16 protein-coding genes are annotated in these 14,025 nt (G+C 72.0%); 5 read left to right on the plus strand and 11 right to left on the minus strand.

Going from position 1 to position 14,025, the window contains the following annotated elements; genetic code table 11:
* Positions 1-13: 13 nt before the first annotated feature.
* From ACQE3L_RS00980 to ACQE3L_RS00990, 3 genes are all read right to left on the minus strand, one after another.
* Positions 14-298 carry a DUF357 domain-containing protein gene (locus ACQE3L_RS00980; protein ID WP_058364985.1) on the minus strand — a complete coding sequence of 95 codons (285 nt, stop codon included), beginning with the start codon at positions 296-298 and terminating at the stop codon, positions 14-16.
* 131 nt (positions 299-429) lie between these two features.
* Positions 430-1,083 carry a rubrerythrin family protein gene (locus ACQE3L_RS00985; RefSeq protein WP_426961937.1) on the minus strand — a complete coding sequence of 218 codons (654 nt, stop codon included), beginning with the start codon at positions 1,081-1,083 and terminating at the stop codon, positions 430-432.
* Positions 1,084-1,206: 123 nt separating this feature from the next.
* Positions 1,207-2,070: a sulfurtransferase gene (locus ACQE3L_RS00990; protein ID WP_426961938.1), complete on the minus strand. Its 864-nt coding sequence runs from the start codon at positions 2,068-2,070 to the stop codon at positions 1,207-1,209.
* A 187-nt stretch (positions 2,071-2,257) separates the two neighbouring features.
* On the opposite strand from ACQE3L_RS00990, the gene ACQE3L_RS00995 reads away from it, so the two are divergent.
* On the plus strand, positions 2,258-3,076 hold the full coding sequence (locus ACQE3L_RS00995) for a sulfurtransferase (RefSeq protein WP_426961939.1): 819 nt from the start codon (positions 2,258-2,260) through the stop codon (positions 3,074-3,076).
* A 34-nt stretch (positions 3,077-3,110) separates the two neighbouring features.
* On the opposite strand, the gene ACQE3L_RS01000 is transcribed toward ACQE3L_RS00995, so the two are convergent.
* From ACQE3L_RS01000 to ACQE3L_RS01020, 5 genes are all read right to left on the minus strand, one after another.
* Positions 3,111-4,355, minus strand: coding sequence for an MFS transporter (locus tag ACQE3L_RS01000; protein WP_426961940.1), 1,245 nt, complete (start codon positions 4,353-4,355; stop codon positions 3,111-3,113).
* A gap of 9 nt (positions 4,356-4,364) precedes the next feature.
* The gene (locus ACQE3L_RS01005; protein ID WP_426961941.1) at positions 4,365-5,006 is read right to left on the minus strand and encodes a thioredoxin domain-containing protein; all 642 of its coding nucleotides are present in this window, start codon (positions 5,004-5,006) and stop codon (positions 4,365-4,367) included.
* 95 nt (positions 5,007-5,101) lie between these two features.
* Positions 5,102-5,257 (minus strand): DUF7563 family protein, encoded by a 156-nt coding sequence (locus ACQE3L_RS01010; protein ID WP_426961942.1) that lies wholly within the window; start codon positions 5,255-5,257, stop codon positions 5,102-5,104.
* Positions 5,258-5,333: 76 nt separating this feature from the next.
* Complete coding sequence (locus ACQE3L_RS01015) at positions 5,334-6,518, minus strand: MFS transporter (RefSeq protein WP_426961943.1); 1,185 nt, start codon at positions 6,516-6,518, stop codon at positions 5,334-5,336.
* 87 nt (positions 6,519-6,605) lie between these two features.
* Positions 6,606-7,787 (minus strand): M24 family metallopeptidase, encoded by a 1,182-nt coding sequence (locus ACQE3L_RS01020; RefSeq protein ID WP_426961944.1) that lies wholly within the window; start codon positions 7,785-7,787, stop codon positions 6,606-6,608.
* A 283-nt stretch (positions 7,788-8,070) separates the two neighbouring features.
* Between ACQE3L_RS01020 and ACQE3L_RS01025 the strand changes: the two genes are divergently transcribed.
* From ACQE3L_RS01025 to ACQE3L_RS01040, 4 genes are all read left to right on the plus strand, one after another.
* Positions 8,071-9,048 carry a transcription initiation factor IIB gene (locus tag ACQE3L_RS01025; protein ID WP_426961945.1) on the plus strand — a complete coding sequence of 326 codons (978 nt, stop codon included), beginning with the start codon at positions 8,071-8,073 and terminating at the stop codon, positions 9,046-9,048.
* A gap of 180 nt (positions 9,049-9,228) precedes the next feature.
* Positions 9,229-9,720, plus strand: a complete 492-nt coding sequence (locus ACQE3L_RS01030; RefSeq protein WP_426961946.1) for a redoxin domain-containing protein — start codon at positions 9,229-9,231, stop codon at positions 9,718-9,720.
* A gap of 81 nt (positions 9,721-9,801) precedes the next feature.
* Positions 9,802-10,626: an HD domain-containing protein gene (locus ACQE3L_RS01035; protein WP_426961947.1), complete on the plus strand. Its 825-nt coding sequence runs from the start codon at positions 9,802-9,804 to the stop codon at positions 10,624-10,626.
* A 108-nt stretch (positions 10,627-10,734) separates the two neighbouring features.
* Positions 10,735-12,036 carry an MFS transporter gene (locus tag ACQE3L_RS01040; protein ID WP_426961948.1) on the plus strand — a complete coding sequence of 434 codons (1,302 nt, stop codon included), beginning with the start codon at positions 10,735-10,737 and terminating at the stop codon, positions 12,034-12,036.
* A 6-nt stretch (positions 12,037-12,042) separates the two neighbouring features.
* Here the strand turns inward: ACQE3L_RS01040 and ACQE3L_RS01045 are convergent, their stop codons facing one another.
* The 3 genes from ACQE3L_RS01045 to ACQE3L_RS01055 form a co-directional block, all read right to left on the minus strand.
* Positions 12,043-12,357: a hypothetical protein gene (locus ACQE3L_RS01045; protein ID WP_426961949.1), complete on the minus strand. Its 315-nt coding sequence runs from the start codon at positions 12,355-12,357 to the stop codon at positions 12,043-12,045.
* Positions 12,358-12,485: 128 nt separating this feature from the next.
* Positions 12,486-13,145, minus strand: a complete 660-nt coding sequence (locus tag ACQE3L_RS01050) for a fibrillarin-like rRNA/tRNA 2'-O-methyltransferase (RefSeq protein ID WP_426961950.1) — start codon at positions 13,143-13,145, stop codon at positions 12,486-12,488.
* The gene (locus ACQE3L_RS01055) at positions 13,138-14,013 is read right to left on the minus strand and encodes an NOP5/NOP56 family protein (RefSeq protein WP_426961951.1); all 876 of its coding nucleotides are present in this window, start codon (positions 14,011-14,013) and stop codon (positions 13,138-13,140) included. The genes ACQE3L_RS01050 and ACQE3L_RS01055 overlap by 8 nt, the downstream gene beginning before the upstream one ends.
* Positions 14,014-14,025: the final 12 nt, after the last annotated feature.

The raw sequence follows: 14,025 nt of genomic DNA on the forward strand, positions 1-14,025 counted from the left end.
CGACGCTCCCCGATCAGGTCGTGAACAACTCGGTGTCCTCGGGCACCTCGAACAGCCCCATCCGGACGCCGGCGTCGAGCCAGCCGTAGCCGTACGAGTACGACGCCAGCGCGTTCACGGGGTCGTCGGCCTCGCGGAAGTGCCGGCCGTCCGCGAGGTAGGACTCGGCCATCTCCGCGCAGTCCGCGGCCGCCCGCCCGAGGTGCGTGTCGGCGGGGGGACGCGGCTCGGCGGCGTCGAGCGCGTCGGCCAGCATCCGCTCGTAGCGGTCCGTCTTCTCCTCGAGGTCGGCGCTCATGCCCCCCGTTGCGGCGCCCGCGGGAAAAAGCGGCGCGGTCGCCGCGGCGTCGTGACTGCGGGGCGATTTCTGTTCCGGTTGCTGCGGGGCGATTTTTGTTCCGGTTGCTGCGGGGTGATCCCCGTCCGCGCTCAACAGACCGGCTTCGGGTCCACGCCGAGCGACTCGAGCGCTTCGACGTGGGCCTCGTAGGCCGCTTCGACGGCCGCGACCGCGGCGGCCTCGGCGCGCTCCCAGTCCGCCTCGGTCTCGCAGACTGCGTCCAGCAGGTCGAGCGCGCGCTCGCGCTGGCCAGCCAGGTCCTCGCGCAGTTCGCGGAACACGGCGGCGCTTTGCGGGTCCGCGTCGCCGACGAAGTAGCCGACGTACTGCGACTTCGACTCGTCCGCGACCAGCACGCGGCCGAGGAATCCCCCGGCGCGTGCGACCGTGTCGTCGAGGCCGCGGAGGTGCGCCGCGAGCGCGGGCGGCTCGTCGTCGGCGTGCGTGCCGCCGGCGTCCCCGGCCGCGTCCCCGTCGAGTTCCTCGCGGACGCGCGCGGCGTGTTCGCGCTCCTCGGCCGCGGTCTCGCGGAAGGCGGTCGCGGCCGCCTCGGTCGACTCCGCGTCGGCCCACGCCTCGAACGTCTCGGCGGCGGCGCGCTCGGCGGTCGCGGCGGCGCGGAACACGCTCTCGGCGTCGAGGTCGCCTCCGGTGGCGGCGTACAGCGCCTTCGAGGAGCCGAGCCTGGACAGTTCCGTCGCGGTCGCCTCGCGGACCGAATCGAGCAGCGCGTCAGCGTTCATAAATGGGACCACGGCGCGGTCGCTCCTAAGTCCGGCGGGGGCGGCAGAAGGTGGCGGGAACGACCGCCGGGACGACAGAAGGCGGCGGAGAAATCGGCGGGGCCGACGAGCGGGCCGAACCGCTTACGCGCCGTCGCCCGTCTCGATGGGCGCGTCGACGAGGTTGCCCCACTCGGTCCAGGAGCCGTCGTAGTTGACGGCGTCGTAGCCGAGCAGTTCGTGGAGCGCGAACCACGCGACCGAGGAGCGCTCGCCGATGCGGCAGTAGGCGACGGTGGTCTCCTCGCCCTCGATGCCCTCGTCGGCGTACAGCTCCGCGAGCTCGTCGCGGCCCTTGAACAGGCCGTCGTCGTCGGTCACGTCCGCCCACGAGATGTTCTTCGCGCCGGGGATGTGGCCGCCGCGCTGGGCGGTCTCGTTGAGTCCCGGCGGGGCGAGCACCTCGCCGCGGTACTCCTCGGGCGAGCGCACGTCGACGAGCGGCACGCCGCGTCGGATCGCCTTCTCCACGTCGTCGCGGTACGCGCGGATGCTCTCGTGGGGGCCGGCGGCGTCGTACTCGACCGCGGAGAAGTCGGGCGCCTCGTCGGTCGTCGGGTAGTCGTTCTCGACCCAGTACTCGCGGCCGCCGTCCAGCAGGCGCACGTCGTCGTGGCCGTAGTACTTGAACTGCCAGTAGGCGTACGCCGCGAACCAGTTGGCGTTGTCGCCGTACAGCACGACCGTCGACTCCTCGGAGATGCCGTGGGAGCCGAGCAGGTCCTCGAAGTCGTCCTTCTCGAGGATGTCGCGCTGCGTCTGGTCCTGGAGCTGGGTCTCCCAGTTGAACCCGACCGCGCCGGGCGCGTGGGCCTCGTCGTAGGACTCGGTGTCAACGTCGACCTCCACCAGTCGCAGGTCGGGGTCGTCGCTCTCGAACTCGTCGAGACGCGCCTCGACCCAGTCGGCGGACACGAGCACGTCGTTCGCGTATGAATCGTCGACCATACGCGTCGGTGTACGGGCCGCCCGGGTAAAGTGTACCCTGTGGAGGATAAAGCCGCCTCTCGTCCGATCAATCGGAGGTTTTTGCCAGATCGTCGGAGCGGTCGTTGGCCTCGGACGCGGCGTCCCCGACCGCGGCAGGCCGTGTCGGGAGCCGAGGAGTCTAACCCCTCGCGACCGTGGCACAGGCATGGACGAGATCATCGTCGACGCGTCGTGGCTCGCGGGTCGGCTCGACGACCCCGACGTTCGCGTCGTCGACGTGCGCGACGCCTGGGAGTACGACGCGCTCGGCCACGTCCCCGGCGCGGTGAACGTCCCCTTCGACGCGTTCCGGAGCGACGGCGACGCCGACGCCGGCCACCTCCCCGGCGCCGAGGCGTTCGCCGACCTGCTGGGGGAGGCCGGCCTGTCCCGGGACCGGACCCTCGTCGCGTACGACGACACGAACGGCGTCTTCGCTGCCCGGTTTCTGGTCACCGCCCTCGTGTACGGCTACGACGACGTGCGCCTGCTGAACGGCGACTTCAGCTCGTGGAAGCGCGAGCACGAGGTCAGCGACGAGGCCGCCTCGCCGGATCCGGTCGCGGTGGAGCCGGAGCGCGTGACTGGACGCGACTCCCCCCTGGTCGACGCCGAGCGCGTGCGGGCCGCGGTCGCCGGCGACGGCGTGCTCGTGGACACGCGCGACCGCGAGGAGTACGAGGCGGGCCACCTGCCCGGCGCCGTGCGGTTCGACTGGACCGAGGCGGTCGACCCCGAGACGCGCGGCGTGAGGGACCGCGAGACGCTGCGGGAGCTGTTCGCGGAGCGCGGGGTCACGCCGGACCACCCCGTCATCCTCTACTGTAACACCGCCCGCCGGCTGAGCCACACCTACGTCGTGTTGCGCTGGCTGGGGTTCCGAGACGTGGGGATCTACGAGGGGAGCCTCACCGAGTGGCGCGCCAGGGACGGTGACCTGGTGACCGGTCCGGCCCCGCGCGGCGGCACCGGCGAGGACGAGTGAGCGGCTGCCCGGCCGATCGGCCGACCGGCAGTCGCTACGAGGGTCCGGGCCCCGTCTCCGCGGTGATGACCCGCACCGCGGGGAACAGCAGGACCGCGATGGCGAGTTCGAGTCCGCCGACGACCAGGAACGCCGTCAGGTAGTCGAACCCCTCGGTGACGGTGCCGCCGACGAGGAAGCCGGTGAGGAAGCCGAGCGAGCCGAACACGTTGAACAGCCCCATCGCCGCCCCGCGCTCGCTCGGCGCGACGAGGTCGGTCACGAGCGCCATCGTCGCGGGCGCCACGAGCGCGCCGCAGACCCCGACGAGCACCATCAACAGCGCGGCGACCGGGTAGGTCGGCGCCAGTCCGACGCCGGCGATGACCGCGCCGTACGCGAGCGAGCCGACCACGACCGGGTAGAAGCGCCCGATCCGGTCCGAGAGCACGCCCATCGGGTACTGCAGCAGCGCGAACGGGAGGAAGAACAGCGCGAGCGTGAGCCCCGCGCCGAACGCCGAGAGGCCGAATACCGCCGGGTCCTGGAAGTAGTAGACGCCGACGAGCGCGAAGAAGCCGGCGGTCAGGCGGTCGATGAAGCCGAACGCGAAGGGGACCAGCAGACCGGGCATCGCGCGCATCCGCCGGGCGATCTCCCGGAATCCGGGGCGGTCGGCGTCGGTCGGCGCCGCCGCCGCTCCGCCCGCACCCGCGGTCGCCGCTTCCGTGCGGTCCGACACGGTCGAGGCCAGGAGCGCCGCGCCCAGCAGGACCGCGCCGCCGGCGTAGAGCGGGTAGAACGGGTCCGCGTCCGCGAGGCGGCCGCCGACGACGGAGCCGACCGCCGCGCCGAAGCCGATGGCGATGCCGGCCGCACCCATGTTCCGACCGTGACCGCCGCGGAGGTCCATCAGCATCGTGATGCCGAGCGAGAAGGCGCCGATGGTGAACGCCCCGCCCACGACGCGAAGGAGGAGCACGCCGCCGAAGCCGACGCCGAGGCCGGGCAAGGCGGGTACCGCGAGGTAGGTCAGGCCGCCGCCGACGGCCCCGACCACGACGAGCGCCACGCGCCGGCCGGTGGCGTCGCTCATCGCGCCCCAGACGCCGGCGAAGGCCACGAACGCCGCGAACTCGGCGACGAGGAACCACATGCCGGCGTCGATGCCGGCGCTCGGCGCGCCCAGCGCGTCCACGAGCGTCGGGACGCCGGGATAGAGGAACACCTGCGAGACGAGGACGGCCCAGACGACGACCGCGAGGCGGCGGCGGTCGCTCCGATGCGCCACGTCGCTCATGGGATCGGCTTACAGCGCGTTCTCGATCGCCTCGGAGACGGCGTCCGCGGTCGGCTGGACGCTCTCGCCGTTCACGAACACCGTCGGCGTCCCGCCCACGCCGCGCTGTTCGCCCTCCGACCGGTTGCCGGAGACGACCGCCTCGTACGGCTCGTGCTCGGCGTCGGCGATGGCCGCGCAGGGGTCGGCGTCGGCCGCCTCGGCCGCGGTGCCGACGGCGTCGAGGGAGTGGTCGTCCTGCAGTTCGTAGGCCCGCTTGGCGAACGCGAAGAACGCCTCGTCGCCGGCGCGCTCCTGCACGCCGCGGCCGGCGTTGGCGACCGGCACCGACCAGTCCGTGACCGGGATCGGGAAGTCCCAGTGCTCGAACCGGATCTCGCCCGGTTCGACGTACTCCGACTCGACGGTCGGGTACTCCTCCAGCACCCACGTCGCGCAGTGGGGGCAGCCGAAGTCCTCGAAGGCGGCCACCACCACGTCCGCCTCCGGGTCGCCCGCGACCGGCTGCGGGAGCTCGGAGACCGGTTCCGGTTCGGCGGTGTCGCAGTCGTACTCGGAGGGACCGCCGCCGGAGCCGCCGAGACAGCCGGCGACGCCGGTCGCGCCCGCGGCGGCCGCGCTCGACAGAAAGACCCGTCGGGAGGTTCGCATGGTCGCATTCGGCGCCACGCGCACTTAGGCCCACCGAGACCGACCGCCGCGACCCGGGACGGCGGTCAGGGAGCGGGGGACCGAGCGCCCCGGCCCTACACGCGCTTCGACCGCGCCTCGCGGACGCCCGCGCCGTCGCGAACCTTGTCCTCGCACTCCGGGCAGACCCGCACGCCCTCCACCTCGGGCGGCGAGAACACCCGGACGTAGCGCTCCGTGACGAACGAGCTACAGTTCCGACATTCCGGCATGGTGGACGCCGATCGGGCATCGAGACACGTAGCCTTTCGGGCCGAACCCCACGTCAGTTGCCGGGAGCGGTGGCGGTCACAGGTCGGCGCCGAGGAGCCGGTTCGCGGCGAGCACGGTCAGGCCGAGCGCCATCACGCCCGCCAGCAGTCCGAACGCGACCCCCCAGCCGGCCGCGTCGGAGAGCGCGCCGACGACGACGCTCCCGGTCGCGCCCATCACCATGTACACGGTTCGGACGAGGCCGAACCCCGCACCGCGCTCGGCCGCGCCGAGGTTGTCCATGAACCGCGACTGGACCGGCGCGCCCCACGACATCGCCAGGCCGACCAGCGTCGTCGCGCCCGCGAGTGCGAGCGTCGAGGCGCCGACCGTCGTCGCCAGCACCAGCCCGCCGTAGCCGACGACGCCGGCGCTCATCGTCACCATCGCCGCCGAGTCGCGGTCGAGCCGGTCCGAGAGCGTCCCCATGAGCGGCTGCGTGAGCCCGTGGACGACGAAGTACAGCGAGAACAGCAGGCCGGCGGTCCCGGGGTCCAACTCGCCCGCCACCAGCAGGAACGTGTAGAGGAACGACGCGGTCGCCTGCCACGAGAAGGCGCCCATCGTCGCCAGCGCGGTCGTGTACGCGATGGCGGGGCGCGAGAGCAACTCGACCAGGGGGTCGATCGCGAACCGCTCGCGGACGGGCTGGTCCGGACGCGCCGCCGGCGTGGGGCGGATCCGCCACGCGAACAGCAGAAACACCGGCACGGCGACGACGGCGCCCGACAGCAGCGCGACGCGCCAGCCGTACCGCGCGCCGATCAGCGCCGCGACCGGCGGCGCGATCAGTCCGGCCAGCGGGCCGCCCGCGACGTGGAACCCGATGGCGCGGCCGATGTCGTCGAACTGCCGGGCGAGGAACGTCGTCGCCACCGAGTAGTGGAGGCCGGCGCCGCCGCCGAGCACGACCGCGAACGCGAAGAAGGCGACGACGGAGGGGGAGGCGGCCAGCAGCACGCTCGCGACCGCGGTCGCGCCGACCGCGATCAGGATCACCGTTCGCTCGCCGAGCCGGTCCCCGAGCACTCCCGAGGGGAACTGCGCGAGCGCGTAGGCGGCCCACATGCCCGACAGCGCGAGCCCGACCGTCCCGTTCGTGACGCCGAAGTCCGCGGTGATGAGGGGGACGACGGGACTGATCGCCAGCCTGGCGACCATCGTCGCGAAGAACGCGAGGGTACACAGCGTCAGGGCGGTGTCGGCGTAGCGCCAGCGCACGACCGCCTTTCGCGGGGTCGGGAAAAGCGGCTTGCGGTCGCGGCACGGCGTGCGCCTCGGTACCACACCGGGGGCGAGGTGGCCGCTCTACTCGACGACGAGTTCCACGGGGTAGTCGGTGAGGTTCTCGTAGCCGTCCTCGGTGACGACGACGAGGTCCTCGATGCGGACGCCGCCCACCGCGGGGTCGTAGAGTCCCGGTTCGACCGTGATCACGTGGCCGGGCTGGAGCTCCTCGCCGCCGCTGGCGAGCCGCGGGCGCTCGTGGACGTCGAGGCCGATGCCGTGCCCCGTGGAGTGGATGAAGCCGGTCTCCGTCTCGGGGTCCGTGCGGAACGTCGGCTCGCCGGCCTCCTCGTACACCTCGCAGGCGGCGGCGTGGACGTCCTCGCCGGTCGCCCCCGGCTCCACCGCCTCGAGGGCAGCCTCGAGGGCCTCCTCGGTCAGCTCGAACCACTCGCGGACCGTCTCGCTCGGCTCGCCCTTCGAGAGGGTCCGCGTCATGTCGGCGTTGTAGTGGGAGGACTTGTCCCGCGGGAAGATGTCGAGGATGATCGCCTCGTTCGCCCGGAGCGCCCCGGAGCCGCGGTTGTGCGGGTCCGCGGCCTGCGCGCCGCCCGCGACGATGGTCTGGTCGAGCGAGCAGCCGTGTCGCAGCAGGGTCACCTCTATCGCCTCCGTCACGCGCTCGCTCGTCAGCGGTTCGCCCTCGAACAGCAGGACGCCGGCGTCGGCGTCGTCGCCCTCGTCGGCCACCTCCGCGGCGGCGATCAGGTCCTCGGCGGCGGCCATCGCGGCCTCGTTGGCCCGCTGGGCCTCGCGGACGTGCTCGACCTCCGCGTCGGTCTTCGTGGCCCGGATCTCGGTGAGCACGTCCTCGGCGTCGACTTGCACGTCGAGCCCGCGGTCGCGGAGGCCGTCGGCGGTGCCGACCGGGCCGCGCTCGGGCATCACCGCGGTCTCGACGCCCTTGTCGGCGACGAAGTCGGCGTACATCTCGAGCCGCTCGTCGCGGCCGCCGTACTCGAAGCCGTAGTCGGCGTGTCGCTCGACGGTGTCGGCGCGCGCCTCGTCCCGCGCACGGCCGTACTCCAGCCCGGAGACGAGCAGGTGCGTCTCGCCGTCCGCATAGAGGGTAAGAAACGGGTCCGGCCCGGTGAACCCGGAGAGGTAGAGCTGGTTCGAGTCGTCCTGGTCGGCGTCGATCAGGTAGCCGTCCGCGCCGACGTCCGCGAGGTACTCGTCGAGCCGCGAGAGGTCGGGATCCATGTCCCCGGGTCCGCGGGCCGGACAAAAAGCGGTTCGCCTCCCGGAACCTCGGGCCGGCGGCGGCCTCGACGCAACCGTTAAATATCCCTCCGGGGTGAGGTGACCTTCACACCGAATTCACCGCGGATCCATCATGATCCCTCACTACCCCGACGCAGTCATCCATTTTTCTCGATCCTGCAGATCGGAAATCTCCGGCAAGTTTAAGTGTCCTCGAACCTTTTGTTGGAGCGAGGAACACGGAACCCAGACCCATCTGTCGGTCCCCACCCCCACCCACACAATGAGCGACAACGTCCGAACGTACACTGGCGAGCACGCCGACGAAACCGAGCAGGAAACGACCGACGACGAGGAGGAGCGGCTCGTCTGCCCGGAGTGTGGCGGCCAGCTCGCCACGGACACCGAGCACGGCGAGACCGTCTGTGCGGACTGCGGCCTCGTCGTGGAGGAGGGCGAGATCGACCGCGGGCCGGAGTGGCGCGCGTTCGACGCCTCCGAGAAGGACGAGAAGTCGCGCGTCGGCGCCCCGACGACGAACATGATGCACGACAAGGGGCTCTCGACGAACATCGGCTGGCAGGACAAGGACGCCTACGGCAACTCCCTGTCGAGCCGCCAGCGCGAGAAGATGCAGCGGCTGCGGACGTGGAACGAGCGGTTCCGCACCCGCGACTCGAAGGAGCGCAACCTGAAGCAGGCGCTCGGCGAGATCGACCGCATGGCCTCCGCGCTCGGCCTCCCGGACAACGTCCGCGAGACCGCTTCCGTCATCTACCGCCGCGCGCTCGACGAGGACCTCCTCCCCGGCCGCTCCATCGAGGGCGTCTCCACCTCCTCGCTGTACGCGGCCGCGCGGCAGGCCGGGACCCCGCGAAGCCTCGACGAGATCGCGAACGTCTCCCGCGTCGAGAAGGACGAGATCGCGCGGACCTACCGGTACATCGTCCGCGAGCTCAAGTTGGAGATCAAGCCGGCCGACCCCGAGAGCTACGTCCCCCGGTTCGCCTCCGACCTCGACCTCTCCGAGGAGGCCGAGCGCCGCGCCCGACAGCTCCTCTCGACCGCGAAGGAGCAGGGCGTCCACTCCGGCAAGTCGCCGGTCGGCCTCGCGGCGGCGGCCGTCTACGCCGCCTCGCTGCTCACCAACGAGAAGGTCACCCAGAGCGAGGTGAGCGAGGTCGCCAACATCAGCGAGGTCACCATCCGCAACCGCTACCACGAGCTCCTCGAGGCCGAAGAGGAGATCGCGATGCCGTGACCCCGGCGGCTCGGACGGTTCTCTGACCCACCGGTCGCGGCTTCCTTCTCGGGTTTTCTCACGACGCGGAGCGGTCGCGCCGCCCGCCTCGAGCGCCGTCGGTCGCGACCGGTGACAGCGAACGGGGTCGTCCCTCGCCGCGGTCGGAACCGATAACCCACGGGCGACCGACCCGCCCGTATGATCGAGGAGGGCGACGACGCTCCGACCTTCGAGGCGTCGCTCGCGACCGACGACGTTGAACCGTTCGACCTGGGCGAGCACCTCGGCGACGGTGTCGTGGTGCTGGCGTTCTTCCCGGCGGCGTTCACCGGCACCTGCACGGCGGAACTGTGCACGTTCAGGGACCGCCTCGCCCGGTTCGACGAGTTGGACGCGACCGTGTTCGGGGTCAGCACCGACCTCCCGTTCGCGCTCCGCGAGTTCCGCAAGCAGGAGGCCCTTCCCTTCGGCCTCGTCGGCGACCCGGACCACGAGGCGGTCACGGCGTACGGCGTCGCCGACGACTCCTTCGCGGGCACGGGCGTCGAGACCGTCGCGCGCCGGGCCGTCTTCGTCGTCGGCCCGGCGGGGGAGGTACGGTACCGCTGGCTCGCGGACGACCCGGGGCAGGAGCCGCCCTACGAGGCGGTCGAGGAAGCGGTCGCGTCCGCGACCGTAGACGCCGCCTGAGTCGCGGACCGGGACCGGCCGGGCGGTGTCACCGACCGCGCGCCGGTCATTTTTACGCTTCCGGCGCATCGGAGGAACGGGATGAGCAACGCCGACGAAACGCCGGACGGTAACGAGCGCGGGACGTACGACCCGAACGCGGACCACGCGTTCCCGGACGAGCGCGTCAACGAGGTGCTGGCCGCGATACACGAGGACCCCGAGATCAATACGTACCTGAAGGCGCAGAACGTCAACGCCGTCACGCGGAAGGGATACAACGACCACGGGGCGAAACACATCGAGATCGTTCGGAACCGCGCGCTGCGGCTGTACGACCTGTTGAAGCGCGGCGGCGTGGCGTTCAACGGTGCCGCCGACCAGGGGCTCGAGGAGGCCGACGAGGCGGTGATCGTCGCGCTCGCCGCGACGCTACACGACATCGGTCACGTCGTCCACCGGGACGACCACTCCTACTACTCCATCCCGCTGGCCGCGGACCTGCTCGACCGGTTCCTCCCGCAGTTCTACGACACGTCCGAGACGGTGCGCGTGAAAGCGGAGGTGTTACACGCCATCCTCTGTCACCACACCGAGGAGGAACCGCTGACGAAGGAGGCAGGGGTCATCCGCATCGCGGACGGGCTCGACATGGAGCGCGGCCGGTCGCGGATCCCCTACGAGAAGGGTGGCCGCGGGATCAACACCATCTCCTCGCAGGCCATCGAGCGCGTCACGCTTCACGCCGGCGAGACCAAGCCCGTCGAGGTGGAGATCCGGATGAACAACGCCGCCGGCGTCTACCAGGTCGACTCGCTGTTGAAGAGCAAACTGGAGCGGTCGACGCTGGAGGAGCAGGTCCGGATCGTCGCGGTCAACACGAAGGACGACGCCGAGGACGTGCTGGTCGAGCGGATCGAGCTCTGAACGGCCGCCCGCCGTGCGCGGACGGCGCGATCACCCGGCGGCCGCGGCCGGATTCGAGAGCCTTTTGCGGCACCGGCGTGGCGTTTCGAACCGAAAGGGGAATCCTCCGTGGCACGGATCGGCAACTCGGTCGCGCTCCTGAAGGACAAGGAGTTCGCGGCGCTGGCGGGCACGGCGTTCGCGCGCAGTCAGGCGTACTCGACCATCCTGATCGCGTTGGCGCTGTACGCGGATCTGTTCGGCACCACGGGGTTCGTCGAGGGGCTGTTCGGCACCGCCTTCGCGCTCGTCCAACTCGTCATCGTCCTCCCGCTCGGCCGGAAGGTGGACACCGGGAACGCGAAGCGTTACCTGCTGGCGGGCTTCCTGCTCAACGTCGTCGTCTTCCTCGGGTTCATCGCGGTGTCGAACCCGGTCCACGTCATCCTCGTCCGCATGGTGCAGGGGCTCGGCGCGAGCGTGCTCTGGATCACCGGCGCGACGATCATCGGCGAGATAAGTCCCGACGGCGAGCGCGGGCGCTGGCTCGGCTCCTACAACCAGTTCGCCTCCTTCTCCTCGCTGGCGGGCGACCTGGTCGGCGGGTACCTGCTGTACGCGTACGACTTCACCACGACCTACGTCGTCCTGACGGTGGTCACGCTGGCGGCGTTCGCGCTCGTGTTCGCGTTCCTGCGCGACAACCCCGGCGGCCGGAAGGACCCCGAGGAGTCCGGCGGGATCGAGACGTTCCGCTCCCTCATCGGGCTCCCCCTGCTTCGCTCGCTCGTCACCTTCCGGTTCACCTTCAGCGTGGGGAAGATGGCGGTGATCATCTTCCTCCCCATCTACGCGCGCACCGAGTTCGGCATCTCCGCGTTCGCCATCGGCTGGATCATGGCGGGCGGAAAGCTGACGAAGGCGCTCACGCAGGGGTACGTCGGCGACCTCACGGACCGCTTCGGCGGGAAGCACCGCTTCGTCGCGGTCGGGGCGCTGCTGTACGGCATCGGCACGGCGATGGTACCGCTCGCCGCGCTCGCGGAGGGAACGCTCGCCCCCGTCACCGTCTCCTACCTCGGGGACACCCAGACCCTCGGCGGCGCCTTCTTCGCGCTGTTCGCCGCCTACTCGCTGCTGGGCGTCGCCGACTCCATCCGCCTGCCGGCGAGCATGGCGCTGTTCGTTGAGGAGGGCGAGGCGTACGACTCGGTTGCGAGCGCCATGTCGCTCCGCTCCATCTCGTGGAAGGTCGGGCAGGTCGCGGGCCCTGTCGCGGTCGGGTCCATCATGGACGTCTTCTCGACGGAGGTCGGGTTCCTCGTCGCGGCGGGCTTTATCGCGTTCGCGACGACCGCCTTCTGGTGGCAGGCGCGCCGGGCGGCCGCGGTGCGGGACGGCCCGCCCGACCCGGCCCCGGCGGAGTCGTGAGTGGCCTCAGAGCACGCCCGAGAACACGAGGAGGTTGTGACCGGCGGCCCCCAGCGACAGCAGGCCGACGCCCGCCAGCATGACCGCGAGCGCCGTCCGGCGGTCGAACCGGGCGGCCGCGACCGGCACCGCCACGACCGCCATCCCGACCGCCTTGGTGAGCAGCATGCCGGGAACGAGCCCGAACCGAGTGATGAGCCGGCGGCCGACCGGCGACGCCTCGACGTACGGGCCCGCGGTGAGCGCGACGTACGTCGTCGCCATGTCCGCGACGATGCCGACGCAAAACAGCGCGGCGCACGCGAGGAGGCGAGCGTCCATCGGGTCGAGAAATGCTCCGGGGGGTTAAAAATCCGGGTACCGCGGACGGTCGGATCGGCGGTCGGATCGGCAGTCGGAGCGGGCGAATGGATCGGTGGCCGGATCGGGCGATTGGCTCGCGCGGTCGACTACTCGCTCCGGTCGGGCGTCGCGACCACGCCGAGGTGGTCCTCGTGGTACGGCTCCAGCCGCGCCGTCTCCAGCACCTCGTAGGCTTCCGAGAGGGTCGCGAGCACGTCCTCGAACACGTCCGCCGGGTCGGCGGTCACGTCCTCGCTGCGGGCCTTCACCGCGAGCAGGAGGCGGCCGTCGTCCGCCAGGAACCGGGCGTTCCGCACCGCCACGTCGGCCTGCCCGCGCGTCGCCACGTCCTGCACGAGCGCGTCCACGTCCGACTCGACGACGTGCGCGTAGGTGTCGGGCTTGCGAGCGTCCTTCAGCAGCGGGAACAGGCGGTCGCGGTCCGCGGCCGCGTCCAGCAGGTCCCGGACCGGACGCGGCGCGAACTCCACCGCGTACGTCGGCCCCGCGAAGTCGGCGACGTGGCTGACGGTCGTCCCCGACGCCGCGCCGAGGTACAGCACCGTCTCGCCGCCCGCGAGTCCCACGTCCATCCCGGCGGCGAACATCGCGCCGAGCTTCGACCGCCCGGCGTCCCACGCGCGCCACGCGCCGTCGGTCGGCTCGCCGTACACCGGCTCCCCGCGCGTGGCCAGTCGGCGCTCGCCGTCGAACGTCCGCCGCTCGACGCCGGCGGGGAGGGTCGCGTCCGCGGCGTCCTCACTCATCGTCCGCCTCCTCGGGCGCGTCGTCGTCCGCGCCGCCGTCCCCTTCCGCGCGAGCGCGGATGGTCGCCATGCGCTCGCGGAGCTCCTCGTGGAGGTCCGGCCGGTAGTCGCCCGAGTAGTGGTCGATCCGGGCCGCGATGGCGAGCTTGCCGGCGAACGCCCGCGCGGCGGAGCCGCGGTCCTCCGGCCGCGTCCCGCGGACGTAGTCGTGCGTGTAGATGATGCCGTGCTTCGGCGAGGGGGCGCGCCCGGCGAGGTGCGCGAACAGGGCGTCCTCGGCGCCGAGCACCTGCACCGTCCCCGAGGGCTTCCGCGCGAGGGGTTTGAGCCCGCCCGCGAGGGCCATGAGCCGCGACGCGAGGACCGGTCCGGCCATCTCGGCGAGGTTCGGCGCGACCGCGGGCGCGGTCTCCTCGATGAACCGCTCCAGCTCGTCGGCCTCGTCGGCCAGGTCCGCGACGCGTTCGGCCAGCGAGACGGCGCGGCGCTCCGCGGCGGTGTCGGGCTCGCGCTCGGCGACCGTTCGGGCGCCGTCGACGCCGCTTCCCGCTTCGTCGAACAGCGCGCCCGCCCACTCGGCGGCGCGCTCCGCGAGCTCGTTGGCGGTGCGCTCGCAGTCGTCCATCGCGCGGACCGCGTGGACGAGCTGCTGGTCGTCGGCGCGCTCGCGCTCCGTCACCGCGGCGCGGGTCGCCGCCAGCGTCGCCTCGCGGAGCCGGTCGTAGTAGTCCGCCTCGTCGTCGGCGAAGCCGGACTCGACCGCCAGTCCGGGCCAGTCGGCCGGTTCCGGCGCGGACCCCTCCCGGATCCGCCGGGCCGCGGCGTCGCCGTCGCCGGGGTCGAGGCCGGCGAACCATCCGTCGTTCATGGTCCCCACTCG

This window comes from Haloparvum alkalitolerans (assembly GCF_050122995.1).
Taxonomy (GTDB): domain Archaea; phylum Halobacteriota; class Halobacteria; order Halobacteriales; family Haloferacaceae; genus Haloparvum; species Haloparvum alkalitolerans.